Genomic DNA, 16,365 nt, shown 5'->3' with positions numbered 1-16,365 from the left:
ATTATTTAAATCAGGAATCATGAAATATTTTAGTCAAAGTTATCTCTTAATTGTTGTTTTACTTATTGGTTGTTCGGGTTCCGGTGAGAAGGAGCCGGCGGATGCAAGTCAAGGGCATCCCAACATTGTATTCATAATATCGGACGACCAGGCGTGGACCGATTATAGTTTCATGGGACATCCCCATATTGAAACGCCCAACATCGATAACCTGGCATCGGAAGGGCTGACGTTTACGCGCGGGTACCTGCCGGCCCCGGTGTGCCGGCCGTCCCTGGCTTCTTTGATTACCGGGCTGTACCCGCATCAACACGGGGTTACGGGTAACGATCCGGCGTTCGAGTTTGACCGGGAATCGAATTCCCGTACGGAGTGGCTGCAGGCGCGAAAAGAGGTGAATGATGTGGTCACCAACCGGTTTAATGAGCTGCCCTCTCTTACCGATTACCTGTCGGAGCTGGGCTACCTTTCCCTGCAAACCGGCAAATGGTGGGAAGGCAGCTGGAAAGACGGCGGCTTTACCCATGGGATGACCCACGGGGATCCGGCCCGCGGAGGCCGGCACGGCGATGAGGGTTTAACCATAGGCCGGGAGGGTATGCAGCCTATTGAGGACTTCATGGACCAGGCGCAACAGGAAAACAAGCCCTTTTTTCTTTGGTACGCCCCCTTTATGCCCCATACCCCGCATACCCCCCCTGATTCATTGTTAAATAAATATCTGCCCGATGCACCGAGTGAACCGATTGCAAAGTATTGGGCCATGATTGACTGGTTCGATATAACGGTCGGGCAGTTGCTGGGCTCGATTGAGGACCGGGGCCTCGAGGACAATACCCTGGTGGTGTATGTAACGGATAATGGATGGGTTCAAAACCCGGAGACAGAGAACCAGTTTATCTGGCCTTCCAAGCAGTCGCCCTACGATGACGGAATACGCACGCCCATCACCTACAAGTGGCCGGGGGAAATACCGGCCCGGATGGATACGAGCACGTTTGTCAGCAGTAACGACATTGCCGCAACAGTGCTGGATATCCTTGATATTGAACCGGAACGTACCCTGCCGGGAATCAATGTGTTGGACCAGGAGCAGCTTCAAGCACGGGAGGCCGTGTATAGCGAGGATTTTAATCATGATATTGCCGATGTTCATGAACCCACCAAAAGCCTGGAGCACCGGGTGGTCTTGAAGCGGCCCTGGAAGCTGATCGTACCCAAAGAGGAGGGAACCTCCCCGGAGGAAGAACTATCCGGCGGTGGGCGGTTCATAGATATGATTGAAGAACCGGAACTCTACCATATTGTAAACGACCCGCATGAGCGGAATGATGTGGCTTCGGAGCACCCGGAAATTGTCAGGGAACTGACTCAGCGATTAAACAACTGGTGGAGCCCCGAATTTTAGTATTGCGAGAAAAGCCGGAGATATTCGTTAACAATAAATTAACCTGAGATGCGACAACTACTATACCTGTATATTTTTACGTTTTCGTTACTATTAATCGATATCACGGGAGGGGCTACGGTATCTGCTCAAGACAGCGCAGAGGATCGGCCAAATATTCTGTTGGTGTTTGTGGACGACCTGGACCATGAGCCGCTGGGGTTTATGGGCAATGAAATCATTCAGACCCCGCATATCGACCAGTTGGCGGCCGACGGGGTCGTCTTCCGCAACGCATTTGCCACCACGGCCACCTGTATTACGAGCCGCGGGACGCTGATGACCGGACAGTACGCGGCGCGTACCGGCATCTATTTTGACCAGTTCGACCAGCTGACCCCCGGGCAGGCATCCACCAGCCTCCCGGCCCTGTTGCGCCAGGACGGCTACCACACCGGCTACGTTGGCAAGTGGCACCTGGGTACGTACCGGGAGGGATTGTTTGATGATGACCGGGCCTATGACGGACAGGGGCAGTTCTGGTCGGAGGAGTATCCCCCCGAGCGGGGCTCCCACCTGACCGACCGGCTGGGCAACCAGGCGGTGGATATGATCCACGACGCGCCGGCCGGCAAGCCGTTTGCGATGACAGTCGGCTTCAAGGCCCCGCACGTGCAGGACGGGTTCCACCCGATCGAACCCTACCCGGCCTCTCCCGCCACGGCAGTGCTGTACGAGCGGGATGAAATACCGGCCCCGCCACTGTCGGATCCCGGTTTTTTTGAATCCCAGCCCGACTTTTTACAACAGTCGCTGAACCGGGTGCGCTGGGACTACCGGCTGGGGCCGCCGGAGTCGCTGAACTTCCAGCGCTCGATGCGTCGCTACTACCGGATGGTCACCGGGGTGGACCGGCAGGTAGGAAAGATAATGCAAGCACTTCGCGAGACCGGTCGCCTGGAGAATACCATTGTTGTGGTTACCGCCGATCACGGGATGTACCTGGGGGATCGCGGGTTTGCCGGCAAGTGGCTGGGCCACGATACCTCAATACGCATTCCACTGGTTGTCCGGCATCCGGGCCTGCGGGCGGCCGAGACGGGTACTGAACGCCAGCAGATGGTGCTAATGATCGACCTGTTGCCGACATTCCTGGACTGGGCGGGCCTGCCGGTTCCGGAGAAGGTGCAGGGTCGATCATTTGCTCCTATCGTGGCTGGACAGAGTCCCGAAGACTGGCGCAGCGAGTTCTTTTACGAGCACCACAGCTTCCCGGACCGGATCCCGCGCACGGAGGGCGTCCGCACCGAACACTACAAGTACCTGCGCTACCTGGACAGCGAGCCGCTGTACGAGGAGCTGTATGACCTGCGGGAGGACCCGGACGAGTCGGAGAACCTGGCCGGTGACCCGGAGCATGCAGACCTGCTACAACAGATGCGCGACAAATGGAAGCAGTGGAGGGAACAGGTGCGGTAAATCCGATATGCCAAAAGGGGCTGTCCAAGACGTTCAAAGGACGAAACGACTATTTAGGGCCTCTATAAAAATCATGGTCACTCTTTTTCCGTAGCAGGCTAGTTCATTTTGAGTGATAAAAAAAATGAACCGCAACAACCACCGCAGGAGATTAGTTATTTGTTATTAGGAATTAGTTACTGGTTGTCAGCAATGTCCTTATTACTTAACAATTAACTAATAACCAGTCCTCAAATAACTAAACTGCGCCTGCGACAAACCCATTGAACGCAATCCGCTGGGAAACTAATACTGTTGAGGGCGTCCACTCGTACCATCCCCACCGGGATCAGCTGCCGGAATTTTCAGGACTTGGGGTTACCAGAGAAGTTAGATGCTCTCCTCCCGGTCGATGAAATTGTGCCCCGCCCGGGCAAACACAACGAAGGGGGGAGTTATTGATTGACTGGTTATCAGTGGACAGGGTTGGCCAGTAGCAAGCCGCCGTCGGGGTCTGGGGAATGGCGGCACGCAACGGCAGAGAAGTGACCGGCGCTTGAAAGCAACTGACCGGAACCGACCCGGTAAGGCGAATATCTTCCATTCCCCAGCGGCTTTTTTGGTTCATTTTTTGGCCGTACAAAAAATGAACAAGACAAGCTGACTCGCAAGCCCCCGGCAAGAAAAGAGATTCGCGGCTTTTTGAGAGAAGCCCTGATTATTTGTCAAAGTGGCCCTTCATCCAGTTTAGTTCTCCGTTCTAAATGTTGCAACTGAAAAGAATTTTCCTTTTGACAAAGAAAAAGCAGTAGAACTGAATCCCCGCCGTCTCTTACAAGTTAGAAGTGATCAGTAGATCTCGCGAAATTCCAACTCCAATCTGAATTTTTAGCATGCGAGATCCTTTGCTTTGCATCTTAACGAGCAAGCCTTGATGAAACTGACTTTTCAGGATGGGAATAATTAAATATGAATTTAGGAATGGACAACGGTACAGTCAGTTTTTCCATACGTAAAAAGGATAACAGCAGTGACGGGAGATGTCCGGAGAATCAGAGTGAAAAACTGCTGGTACGGGAAATTCAGGAGGGCAACGTACGGGCATTTAAGAATGTGATGAGAACCTACTATCGCGAGCTGATTGATTTTGCCCATCACTATGTGAAATCGTCGTACCTGGCCAAGGATGTTGTGCAGGATGTATTTGCGAATATCTGGGAAAGGCGAAGCAGCTGGTCACCCGACCGTTCGTTGAAAATGTATCTGTATCAATCGGTTAAAAATGAAGCGTTAAAATTGTTGCGCAATCGCAAAACCGAACGCAAATATATTGAGTCTTACCTGGAAGAGAGGGGCGAGGCGAAAATATACCCGGAACAAATGGAGATTAGTGAAGAGCGGGAATTCCAGGAGGCGGCCCAACAGGCGATACAGTCGCTCCCCGAGCGTGCCCGAATGACCTATCAGTTGCACCGCAGGGACGGGCTGACCTACAAGGAGATCGCCCAGGTGATGGATGTTTCGCACAAAACGGTGGAATCTCAGATGAGCAGGGCTCTCCGTATACTGCGTGAACGGCTTGCCAACTACCTTCCCACCCTTCTTTTGATGACGGTTGCAGAGTATATTTTTTGTTGAAAAGTATGTTTGAACGGCGTGAGTGTGTTTTTTGCAGCCTATCCCTTCCATGACTTAATGGTAACAGTCGTCTCTTAAAATTTTTTTCAAAAAAAATTACAGGGTGCCCGGACTGGCGTGGATCTTAGTTACTGAACGGTTTCTGTTGAGTGGAAATCATGTATAATCTGCCTGGCAGGACTAAGCAGAGACTGAGAACCCATAATCGTGCTGTTATTATATGCAAGATCAGAGAATTTGGAATTTGATTCACCGCTATCTATCGGGGGAATGCTCACCGCGGGAAGAGCGGCGGCTGCATAACTGGCTGGCAGAAAATCCGGCTCACCAGGAATTTTTTGACGCAATAAAGAAAGTATGGCGCATCAGCCCGCTCTACAATGTAGAGGTCGATTTTGACGAGGACTGGAAGCGGTTCAGCGAGCGCCTGGGAATAGAATTTGAAGAAACGGCATCTTCGTCAGTTGAGTCGTCCCGCCCCAAAATTCGTACCCATCCACGTTCAAAAAGCCACCCGGTACGCCAGTTGCTGCGGGTAGCGGCCATTTTGTTGCTGATTGCAATACCCGCCTACTATTTTATCGCGTCAGAAGGTACAGTCCCGGAAACTACAGCTGAAACCGAAGTTGCCATGCAGAATATTCAGACGGCCCGCGGAGAACGCGCCAGCATGGAATTTAGTGACGGAAGCAAGGTGACGCTGAATTCCATGAGTACGTTGCGTTTCCCAAAAGCTTTTGAGGGAACCAGCCGGGAGTTGTACCTGGAGGGCGAAGCCTTTTTCCAGGTTGCTCACAACGTGGAGCGCCCCTTCGTGGTGCATGCCAATGGGGTCGAGGTCAACGTGTTGGGCACCGAGTTTAATGTCAACAGCTACCAGGAAAATGAAGCGGTTGAAGTAGTGGTGCGAGACGGGACGGTAGCGGTCAATTCCGTAAGGACTGATGGCGAATCAACGGGCAGGCAGCAGGTACCGGAAGTCGCCCCAGAAGACGATCGCGTTATTCTGAACAAAGGACAACGCACAACGGTTGTCCCGGGAGGCCGGCCTGCCACTCCCGAAAATGTGTCGCTTGCCCCGCACCTGGCCTGGGTAAATGGAGAGATGATATTTGACGGGACCCCGATGCGAACCGTTATGAAACGGTTGCAACGGGCATATAATATGAACTTTGAAGTGGCGGATTCCACGCTGCTGACAAAACGGCTAAAAGCTTCTTTTAAAAGAGAACGAGTGGAGAAGGTGCTTGGAATTATTGCTTTCTCTCTCGATATAGATTATGAAATACGCGAAAACACAGTAGTATTTAATTCTAACTAAAGGGATAGAACCAATGACAAAAAAATACCATAGGAATATGCGAATATCGGAACGACCGATATGGGCAATGATTTTTTGCTTCATACTCACGGTTGGGTTGAGTGGAACAGCAGAGGCACAGGACAGGATGAACCTGTACACTGATGCCCGGGTCCAGGAGTTGAACCTGGAGCGTTCGAGCTCAGAACTGCTACAACAGAAGGTAACGCTGAAATATCACGAGGTTACTGTTGAGAAACTTCTGGCTTACCTGGAGCAAAAAAAAGAGATCCAATTTTCATACAACAAGCAGCTGTTGGCTGAGAATCCCCGCGTTACGGTGAACCTCGAACAGGTATCGCTGGGTGAGGCTCTCGACAAGATATTTGAGCAGACAAATATCAAGTATTTTGCTTTCGATGGTGGTTATGTTGTGCTTCGAGGAAACGATTTCAAGAAAACCACCCAAATTGAATCCGTCAGCGGAACGGTAACAGACGCCGAGACCGGCGACACCATGCCGGGCGTGAACGTTACGGTAAAAGGAACCTCGACGGGAACCGCCACCGCTGGTGATGGCACCTATTCGTTAAATGTACCTTCTCTCCAAGATACGTTGGTGTTCTCATTCATCGGATTTGAGATACAGGAGGTTCCGATCGATGGTCGTACTACCATTGATGTAAGCATGACCAGCGAAGCCATTATGGGTGAGGATATCGTGGTCGTGGGGTATGGTACCCAGCAGAAATCCGACTTGACCGGTTCCGTGGGAACGGTAGATGAGGAGGTTCTCCAGGAGCGGCCCTCCACCAACGTCTCTCAGGCATTGGCAGGTCGCGTTTCCGGGGTTGATGTCTCTCTGAATTCCGGTGAACCAGGTGGTTCTCCCACTATTCGTATTCGCGGCAGCAGCTCAGTAAGCAATACGAACGACCCGTTGTATGTTGTTGACGGAGTGATGCTGAATGTAGAACGCATGCAGAGTGGAACACACGCAATCAATTCCATTCCTCCAAGCAGCATTGAGTCCATTGAGGTGCTCAAAGATGCTTCCGCTACGGCAATTTACGGGGCACGGGGGGCCAATGGTGTCGTTCTGATCACGACCAAAAAAGGAACCCGTGAAGGCCCGCGTGTGAATTACGATGCATCTGTCAGTACCGGTACGGTAGCCAAAAAGATTGATGTGTTGAATGCCGAGGAGTTTCTCAGGGTTGAAGAGATCGCCTACTCCAATGCGGAAAAATATGATCCCGCAGGTTTTGCGTCGGGCAAGTACACCAACCCGGTGGACAAGAGAACCGATCCCCGCCTGTTCGATTCAAGTGGAAATCCGCTGTATGATACCGACTGGCAGGATGAAGCCTTCCGACAGGCGATAACCCACAGGCATAACCTTTCGGTTGCCGGGGGAGACGAGGGAACCACCTACGGACTCTACTTGTCGTATGACGATGAGCAGGGTGTGATGAAGGATTCCTGGTTAGAGCGCTATTCCGGTCGATTTAATGTGGAAACAGAAATTGCAGGATGGTTGAGCGCGGGAGGTAGCCTCACGTACAGCAACCAATCACAAAAAGAGCTTCATCCCTGGTCCATGCGAATGTTGTATGAGTCCATTCCGATTGTACCGGTTAAATACCCGGACGGAACATGGGCCGGTAATGAAGATTATCCCGGGATGGAAGGTGGACCCAACCAGCGGAGAGTATCCGAGGAGAGTATTCACCTGCTGAATACCCAGAATATACTTGCCAACATCCATACCAATATCACCTTTACCGACAACTTGGAGCTGAGAACGATGCTGGGTACAAATGTGATTACCCAGGAACAGGATCGGTATTCTGGTCGCACGCTTCCATTCCTGTCACGCGACCAAAACGGTATTGCAAGTATTTCGCCATCGCAAAATGCCAATTGGCAATTTGAAAACATCCTGAACTACAGTAATGACTTTGGTGAAGTGCATTCACTCAATGCCATGCTGGGTCAGTCGATTCAAACTTCTCACAGCTCCAGCTCCACAGCTGAGGCCTGGGGTTTTATCGATGATTATTTTGAATACAACAACCTGGGCATAGCCGACAATCCACGCCCGCCCAATTCGTCTACCAGCGAATACTCGATGTCATCGGTATTCAGCAGAATCAACTACACCTACAACGACAAGTACCTGTTTACGGTGACGGGTCGTGTGGACGGATCCTCAAAGTTCGGTTCAAACAATCGATACGCATTTTTCCCTTCAGCTGCACTGGGATGGAGAGTATCCGAGGAGGATTTCCTGCGGAACAACTCGGTGATATCCAACCTGAAGATTCGAACCAGCTACGGGTTGACCGGGAATTCGGAAATTTCCAACTACCAGTATGAGGCTGGCCTGGGAACCTATACCGCTATATTTGGCGGAAGCCGGAATATCGGTGTCGGTGTTCAGCGGTTGGCCAATCCCGACCTGAAATGGGAGGTTAACAAACAGATTGACCTGGGAATTGAACTGGGACTCTTTAATGACAGGATCTCGGTTGAAGCGGATGTGTACCGCAGAAAATCGGAGGATATGCTTCTGGAACGACCTCTGCCCCGCACAAGTGGGTATGCTACCGTGTTTGAAAACATAGGCAGCATGGAAAACAGGGGTATTGAGCTGGCATTAACAACGTATAATGTCCAGGGCAACGACTTTTCCTGGAGCACGGACTTCAACATCTCAATTAATGAAAACGAGGTCCTCAAGCTTCACGGTGGATCCGATATCGAGACCGGCGGCGGCGTGCACGGCGGCGGTGCGGGAAGCATTATCCGCGAAGGGTTGCCTGTAAATACATTTATGGGCTATATCTCCCTGGGTACCTGGAATACCGATGAAGCTCAGGAAGCAGCCCAGTATAATCGCCTTCCGGGAGATGTGAAATATAAAGATGTAAACAACGACGGGGCTATCAACCAGGACGACCGTGTTCCGATCGGAAACGGTGTGCCCGATGGGTACGGAAGCCTTATCAACACCTTTACATACAAAAACTTTGAGTTCTCCGCTGATATCCAATTCATGTATGGTAACGATATTATGTGGGAAGCAGTGCACTCAACGGAAGACCGGGTGGGAATCGCCAACAGCCTGGGCTCCGTACTGAACGCCTGGACGCCGGATAACCAGGACACCCCGATTGCACAGTTGCGGCCTACACAGGCGGGGTATGATACCGACAACGACACCCACAGGATGCAAGACGGTTCGTTCATCCGGGGCAGAAACTTTACGTTGTCATACAATCTTCCCCAGGACATTTTGAGTCCCCTGAGCATACGTAATCTGAGGGTTTATGCCACCGCGCAGAATCTGTTCACTATTACGGAATTCCGGGGATATGATCCTGAAATATCGACTTCAGGTGCGCCATTTTCCAGAGGTAGGGCACAGTACTTTGAATACCCAAAATCCAGAACATTTATTTTGGGTGTCAACCTTGGATTATAAAATGATGCGCCTTTTTAACTATAAAATTTTATTTCCATACCTATGAGAAAGTTAACTTCATATTTAATACTTGGTAGTTTTATTGCACTTGTAGCTTCTGGCTGTGACAGCTTCTTGTCGCATTCGGATCCTACAAGCTTTACAAAAAACAACTATTATACCGAACCGGCCCACGCTGAAGCTGCAGTCAATGCTATTTATGAAGACTTGAGAGCAGTCAGAGGAGGAGGGTTCGGGGGCGCTCCCTGGCTTATGACGGAGTTTCAAACCGGGTTGGCAAACACGGAACTCGGCCAGGCGACGAATAGCCTTGATATCCGGGCCCTGGACAACAGTGCCGATAACGGTTATGGCCAAACCTACTGGAACAGCCATTATCGGGGTATCGCCAATGCCAACGAGGCCCTGGCCAATATTCCCAATATTGAGCAGCTGGATGAAGCCACGGAAAACAGGTTGCTGGGAGAGGCACGATTCCTGCGTGCGTACTACTATTATAATCTTGTCAGGATTTTCGGGGATGTCCCCCTTATTCTGGAGCCTGTCGGTTTAGATTCGGAAAACCTGGCTCCGGAACGGGCCCCGGTTGCTGACGTGTACGACGCAATAGTCAGTGATTTAACCTGGGTGGAGTCTAACTCCGGGTTGCCTTTTAATAATGAAACCGGAAGAGCTACAATGGGAGCCGTTAAAACCCTGCTGTCCAGCGTCTACCTGACGATGGCGGGTTACCCGTTACAGGGGGGCGACCAGTATTACCAGCTTGCCAGGGACAAAGCAAAAGAGGTTATCGATTCCGGCGAATACCGCCTGTTTGATACCTATGAAGAACTCAAACAGGAGAGCCTGGAAAATACGGGAGAGCACATTTTTATGGTGCAGTTCGATGCCGATATTGTTGATCACAACGGTCTGCAGTATGTAACCCTTCCCTACAACCAGGATATATCGGTGTTCTCTGCTGAGACAGGGGGTATCTTTGCACAGGAAGAGTTTGTGGAGTCATACGAATCCGGTGACAAGCGAGCCGAAGAAAAAGGGTTCTACTATAGTGAGTTTTCACCGGCATCCGACCGCAGTGTGACCAAGAACCTGGGCGGTTGGTATCTCTGGAAATTCTTTGACGAGGAGGCTAATGTTGAGACTGCCGTCTCCGGGATGAACTGGCCGCTGTTTCGCTACGCGGAAGTATTGCTTATTTTTGCGGAAGCAGAAAACGAGGTCAACGGCGGACCTACACAGGACGCCTACGATGCGGTGAACGCCATTCGGGACCGGGCCGATATCCCGGATCTTTCCGGGCTTTCCCAGGAGGAATTCAGGGAAGAGGTCTGGGAGGAGAAATTCCACGAACTCAGCTTCGAAAATAAAGCATGGTTCGACATGGTTCGCCTGCGCAAGGCCTATAACCTGGGAAATGGAGAAAAATTCGAGGATTATGTCGGACATACTTTTGTTTATGGCCCGACGCTTTCGGAGCGGGAGCTGCTGTTTCCGATACCGGCCCCCGAACGACGCAACAACGAGAACCTCACTCAAAACCCCGGTTATTAATGGGATAAAATTCTGGGCTTTATCATAATAACCTACTATAATACATGAGGAATGTCAGGATGGGGTCTGCTTTAATGTGGGCTCCATCTTTCATTCTATCACTAAAAGCCATCAATACTATCGAAAGGTTCGTTTTATGAATAATTTTTCATCGCGAATAATACATTTGCTCGCAGTTTCACTCGGGCTGGCAACATTTCTGGCCAGCTGTTCGGATCAACCCAGGGTCGATTTAAATAAAGATTCCCATATTGTCCTGCTGGGAAATAATCTCGGCTCGCGTATGTTAAACTTCGGTCATTTCGAAACCGAGATGCATCTGCGCTATCCCGACAGCACGCTGTACATCCGGAATATGTCGGATCCCGGAAATACCCCCGTTTTCAGGCCGCATGCGGCACGAAATTCACCGTGGGCGTTTCCGGGAGCCGAACAGTTTATTGATGATCTGTCGTTTATTGCGGACAGTGCCCGGGCATTCCAGGCTCCCAGTATCGGCCACTTCCCGACACCTGACGAGTGGCTGACCCAGCTGGAAGCCGATATCATCATCGCTTTTTTTGGGTACAATGAGTCTTTCCGGGGCGAAGAGGGACTGGAAACCTACAAGGCGGAGCTCGAGGCGTTTATCGAGCACACCCTGAGCCAGACCTATAATGGGCAAACGCCCCCCAAACTGGCCATTGTCTCTCCCATCGCCTTTGAAGACCTTTCCGACCGTAAAGACCTGCCCGACGGGGAGCAGGAAAACGCAAACCTGCAGATGTACACCGAAGCGATGGAAGAGGTCACCGCCGCGTATGACGATGTGCACTTTGTAGATGCGTTTACGCCAACGAAAGCCTGGTTTGAACAGAGTGAAAAGCCCCTGACGATCGACGGGTTCCAACTCTCCGGTGAGGGGTACAAGCGGTTTTCAAAACTGCTGGCCGACCGGGTCTTTGGCGAAGTCGAGCCCAGGGCCGAAGAACACAAGGAGTTGGTCCATGACGCGGTGATGGAAAAAAACTGGACCTGGCACAACGACTACAAGATTCCCAACGGGGTCCACGCATACGGGCGGCGTTACAAGCCGTTCGGACCCGACAATTATCCCTACGAAATTGAGAAGATTCGCCAGATGACCGCTATTCGGGACACGGCTATTTGGAAGGCAGTTCGGGGAGAAACGACGGATCTGGCGGCCGCGGATGCCCATACCCTGGAGCTCCCCGAGGTAGAAACCAACTATGAAGATGAGCCGGACGGACCCGGTGATACCCGGTACCTTTACGGGGAAGAGGCGCTAGAAACCTTCGATATGGCCCCCGGATATGAAATTGAGCTGTTTGCCTCCGAGGAGCAGTTTGCTGACCTGGCCAACCCGGTGCAGCTCTCCTTTGACAACCGGGGGCGGCTGTGGGTGGCGGTTATGCCCAGCTACCCGCATTGGAAACCAGGTGATGGTAAGCCAAACGATAAGCTGCTTATTCTTGAAGATACGGATGGGGATGGACGTGCCGATAAACAGACTACCTTTGCCGACAGCCTGCACCTGCCGGTTGGTTTTGAAATAACCTCTGATGGCGTGCTGGTCTCTCAGGGAACAAACCTGAAACAGTATTTTGACACCGACGGAGACAGCCAGGCTGACAGCGTGGAGATCGTCTTGAGCGGTTTTGATGATCACGACACTCACCATGCCCACAGTGCCTATACGGCCGATCCCTCCGGGGCAGTCTATATGGGAGAAGGGGTCTTCCTGCGGACCAATGTGGAGACCTCGTATGGAACGGTCCGGGGGACCAACGGCGGATTTTACCGCTATAACCCGCAACGCCGCCACCTGGAACGTACCGCCCAGCTTTCGATTCCCAATCCCTGGGGTATCGCCTTTGACCGGTGGGGACAAAACTTTTTTGCCGAGACTTCCAGCCCGAACGTACGCTGGATGATGCCCGGTAGCATTAAACCGTTGTACGGTGAGTTTTCTCCCAAATCGGAGCAACTGATCGAGCAGGATCACATGGTCCGGCCCACCTCCGGCCTGGAATTTGTCTCCAGCCGCCACTTCCCCGAAGAGGTTCAGGGCGACATGCTGATCAACAATACCATCGGTTTCCTGGGAACCAAGCAGCACCAGGTGATGGAAGACGGAACCGGGTACACCACCCGGCACCGCCTGGATCTGGTAAAGTCATCCGACGGGAATTTTCGGCCGGTGGATATGGAATTTGCCCCGGACGGTTCGCTCTACCTGGTCGACTGGCACAACGTGTTGGTCGGGCATATGCAGCATAATGCGCGTGACCCGCTGCGCGACCACAAGCACGGGCGGATCTATCGCATCACCTATCCATCACGACCGCTGGTGGAACCGGCCGAGATCGCCGGTGCATCTATTGAACAGCTGCTCGATAATCTCAAGCTGCCCGAGTACCGGACGCGCTATCGCACCCGCCGCGAACTGCGTGGCCGGGACGCTGCCGAGGTCCGTTCGCATATTACAGAATGGACTGCGGACCTGGACCAGGAAGATCCGCAATACGAGCATCACCTGCTGGAGGCACTGTGGGTCACATGGGGACTCAACGACGTAGATGAAACGCTGCTTCGGGAGCTGATGGAATCCAGTGACCATCGGGTGCGCGCAGCAGCGGTACGCGTACTGCGCTACTCTGGGCATCAGGTTGAGGATCAGCAAGAACTGCTGATGCAGGCCGCAGGCGATGATCACGGGCGGGTACGTCTGGAAGCGATTGTGGCCGCCTCATGGCTGGACGAAGAGGAAGGGCTGCCGATCCTGGCCGAAGCCAGCAAGAAACCGCTCGACCGCTGGATCGCCCCCACCTTTAATGCGGCGATGGCCCATATCCAGGGCGAATCCTACATCCCGGCCGAACAAGGTGAGGAGATGGCCCAGACTGACTTGGAAGGGGCCGACCGGGAGCTGTATGAGTTGGGCGAGAAGATCTATAGCCGCGATGGCAGCTGCGAGACCTGCCACCAGCCCAACGGCAAAGGGCTGGCTGCCTCCGGATTTCCGCCCCTCGCGGGTACGCAGTGGGTCCTTGGAGACGAGGAGCGGCTGATAAAACTGGTGTTGAAGGGACTGCAGGGTCCCATAGAGGTGCTGGGCGAAGAATATCCCGGGCAGGTCCCGATGACACCCTTTGGCGGCATGCTGAATGACGAGGAGGTCGCTGCCGTGCTTACCTACGTCAGGAATGCATTCGGGAACGAGGCCGCGCCCGTTTCCCCGGAAAAGGTAAAAGAGGTGCGGGCCTCCGTTCAGGATAAATCGGGTTTTTATACCCCGGAGGAGTTGTTGAACGAGCATCCTCTTGAGGAGTGATGCCGCGCCAAGATATAATTGATATGAAATGACCAGATAAATTCATGGGTTTTAATTGGGCGAACAAGATATGTTGAGATCATGGGGCATTAACATAGTAATGGCGCTGTGCCTGCTGCTCTTAACACAAGTTGGGAAGGCACAGCAGCCTAATATTGTATTCATATTTGCGGATGATCTCAGCTATCATGACGTCGGCGCCTATGGAAACAGCGAGGTTCGAACCCCTCATATTGATGCACTGGCGAAAGAGGGCATCAGGTTCACCCGCGCCTACAATATGGGATCATGGTCCCCGGCCGTTTGCATGCCCAGCCGCACGATGCTCAACACCGGACGATATCTTTGGAACGCTGAAGAAGCGCGTAGCGAAGATTACCGGCAGATTCGCCAGTCCGGTGATTTTTGGAGTCAAAGGCTGAAAGCGGCAGGTTATGAGACCTATTTTACGGGGAAGTGGCACGTCCCGGGTCTTGATCCCGGGGATCTGTTTGACCATGTGGTCCACGTTCGTCCGGGAATGCCGGATCAGACCGAGGCCGGGTACGACCGTCCTCATGAGGGGGAAGAAGATCCCTGGAGTCCTTATGACACAACATTCGGTGGATTCTGGGAGGGAGGCAAACACTGGTCGGAGGTACTGGCCGATGATGCCATTAATTTTATCGACGACGCCTCAGAACGCAACAAGCCGTTCTTCATGTACCTGGCCTTTAACGCCCCGCATGATCCCCGGCAGTCGCCCAAAAAATTTGTTGAATCCTACAATCCGGATGAATTGGAAATCCCTGAAAACTATCTTCCGGAATACCCTTTTAAAAATCCGATTGGAGCCGGACGCGTCAATGAACGGAATCGCCCGCATCCTCCAGGAACACCACGGGAATTGATAGAGTCGAGTCCATACCTTCGTGATGAACGCCTGGCTCCGTTTCCCCGTACCGAATACGCCGTCAGCGTACACCGGCAGGAGTACTACGCGATTATTTCACATATGGATGAACAGATCGGGTATATTCTGGACCAACTGGAGAAGAGAGGTGAGTTGGAACAAACGATTTTCGTGTTTACCTCGGACCACGGCCTTGCAGCAGGACAGCATGGATTTATGGGAAAGCAGAATATGTATGAGCATTCCCTGAAAGTTCCTTTTATTATAAAGGGACCGGGTCTTCCCGCGGGAGAGGTATTCGATGCATCTATATACCTGCAGGATGCCGTTCCCACGACGATTGAGCTGGCCGGTGGCGCGGTGCCCCACTCCTATCAGTTTCGATCTCTGTTACCACTTATTCGTGGTGAAGAAACGGAGCTTCATCCGGCGATATACGGGGCTTACCTGGACAAGCAGCGATCCGTCATTGAATGGCCTCACAAGCTTATTTTGTATCCCGATATTCCGAAGGTCCGATTATATAATCTGGAAGAGGATCCATATGAAACAGAGGATTTGGCTGGGCAGGAAGATTCAACGCCAATTATTAAACGGCTCATGAAGCAGCTTTCAGAACTGCAGGAGGAGACAGGGGATAACCTTGTCCTTTCCAAATTTTATCCTGAGTGGTTCTGATTTTTTAAACGTTGAACTGCCCGGCTTTTTGTTCAGGAACAGCTCCCGGGCATATTTTAAGCTTTAATTAACAGCTCATGACATATCTCATGACATATAATGAGTTAACAGATATCGATAAATAAACCTTTTTACGAAGAGATCATTAGTGAAACTGAGTAAAACTATTTTTAATTCAACCAAACTTTAACATTATGACAGACCTACCATTTCGATTTGGAGCGGAAGTGTACACGTGGTTTATGGATGGCAACGGGGAGGCGCACGAAGGTGAACTGGGCCATATGATCGAGGTGACGGCCCGGGCGGGGTTTGACGGGATCGAGCCGATCGCCTACTGGATGGGGGAGCTGGCCGACCCGCAGAAGCTGGCCGCCACCCTGGAGGAGCACGGCATTGAGCTGGCCGCCATCGCTCTGACCCTGCCGTGGAACCACCCGCAGGAAACAGAGGAGGAAATAAAAAAAGCCGACGAGATTATTGAATTAACCTCGAAGTTCCCGGGCGCCCTGCTGTGCCTGGTCCACGAGCCGGCGGGCCGCCACGATGTCGCCGCCCGGCGAAAGAACCTGGTGGCCAACCTCAACAGCGTGGCGCGCCGGGCCGCCGCCCGGGGGGTCGAATCCACGTTCCATCC

Annotated in this window: 9 protein-coding genes; all 9 read left to right on the top strand. The window is 52.2% G+C overall.

The window, feature by feature from the left end; translation table 11 throughout:
• The first annotated feature begins 19 nt into the window (after window positions 1–19).
• Window positions 20–1,408: a sulfatase gene (locus tag ACG2F4_RS04770; protein ID WP_395259039.1), complete on the top strand. Its 1,389-nt coding sequence runs from the start codon at window positions 20–22 to the stop codon at window positions 1,406–1,408.
• Between the two features lie 48 nt (window positions 1,409–1,456).
• Window positions 1,457–2,866 carry a sulfatase gene (locus tag ACG2F4_RS04765; protein WP_395259035.1) on the top strand — a complete coding sequence of 470 codons (1,410 nt, stop codon included), beginning with the start codon at window positions 1,457–1,459 and terminating at the stop codon, window positions 2,864–2,866.
• Between the two features lie 960 nt (window positions 2,867–3,826).
• Window positions 3,827–4,483, top strand: coding sequence for an RNA polymerase sigma factor (locus ACG2F4_RS04760; protein ID WP_395259032.1), 657 nt, complete (start codon window positions 3,827–3,829; stop codon window positions 4,481–4,483).
• Window positions 4,484–4,703: 220 nt separating this feature from the next.
• On the top strand, window positions 4,704–5,804 hold the full coding sequence (locus tag ACG2F4_RS04755; RefSeq protein WP_395259029.1) for a FecR domain-containing protein: 1,101 nt from the start codon (window positions 4,704–4,706) through the stop codon (window positions 5,802–5,804).
• Between the two features lie 127 nt (window positions 5,805–5,931).
• The gene (locus tag ACG2F4_RS04750; protein WP_395259027.1) at window positions 5,932–9,270 is read left to right on the top strand and encodes a SusC/RagA family TonB-linked outer membrane protein; all 3,339 of its coding nucleotides are present in this window, start codon (window positions 5,932–5,934) and stop codon (window positions 9,268–9,270) included.
• Between the two features lie 42 nt (window positions 9,271–9,312).
• Window positions 9,313–10,824: a RagB/SusD family nutrient uptake outer membrane protein gene (locus ACG2F4_RS04745; RefSeq protein WP_395259024.1), complete on the top strand. Its 1,512-nt coding sequence runs from the start codon at window positions 9,313–9,315 to the stop codon at window positions 10,822–10,824.
• 136 nt (window positions 10,825–10,960) lie between these two features.
• On the top strand, window positions 10,961–14,158 hold the full coding sequence (locus ACG2F4_RS04740; RefSeq protein WP_395259022.1) for a PVC-type heme-binding CxxCH protein: 3,198 nt from the start codon (window positions 10,961–10,963) through the stop codon (window positions 14,156–14,158).
• 70 nt (window positions 14,159–14,228) lie between these two features.
• Entirely contained in the window at window positions 14,229–15,728 is a 1,500-nt protein-coding gene (locus ACG2F4_RS04735; protein WP_395259018.1) for a sulfatase-like hydrolase/transferase, read from the top strand.
• Between the two features lie 194 nt (window positions 15,729–15,922).
• Window positions 15,923–16,365: sugar phosphate isomerase/epimerase family protein (locus tag ACG2F4_RS04730; protein ID WP_395259016.1), on the top strand; the 443-nt coding region annotated here is incomplete at its 3' end.

Origin of the sequence: Halalkalibaculum sp. DA3122 (genome assembly GCF_043951865.1) — a bacterium.
Classification (GTDB): Bacteria; Bacteroidota; Rhodothermia; order Balneolales; family Balneolaceae; genus JAMQKA01.
This window is presented reverse-complemented; position numbering and strand designations above follow the sequence as displayed.

What these genes read in the sequence shown, in the direction of transcription:
- ACG2F4_RS04770 (WP_395259039.1), top strand. Translation starts at nt 20, where the DNA reads ATGAAATATTTTAGTCAAAGTTATCTCTTAATTGTTGTTTTACTTATT.
- ACG2F4_RS04765 (WP_395259035.1), top strand. Translation starts at nt 1,457, where the DNA reads ATGCGACAACTACTATACCTGTATATTTTTACGTTTTCGTTACTATTA.
- ACG2F4_RS04760 (WP_395259032.1), top strand. Translation starts at nt 3,827, where the DNA reads ATGGACAACGGTACAGTCAGTTTTTCCATACGTAAAAAGGATAACAGC.
- ACG2F4_RS04755 (WP_395259029.1), top strand. Translation starts at nt 4,704, where the DNA reads ATGCAAGATCAGAGAATTTGGAATTTGATTCACCGCTATCTATCGGGG.
- ACG2F4_RS04750 (WP_395259027.1), top strand. Translation starts at nt 5,932, where the DNA reads ATGAACCTGTACACTGATGCCCGGGTCCAGGAGTTGAACCTGGAGCGT.
- ACG2F4_RS04745 (WP_395259024.1), top strand. Translation starts at nt 9,313, where the DNA reads ATGAGAAAGTTAACTTCATATTTAATACTTGGTAGTTTTATTGCACTT.
- ACG2F4_RS04740 (WP_395259022.1), top strand. Translation starts at nt 10,961, where the DNA reads ATGAATAATTTTTCATCGCGAATAATACATTTGCTCGCAGTTTCACTC.
- ACG2F4_RS04735 (WP_395259018.1), top strand. Translation starts at nt 14,229, where the DNA reads ATGTTGAGATCATGGGGCATTAACATAGTAATGGCGCTGTGCCTGCTG.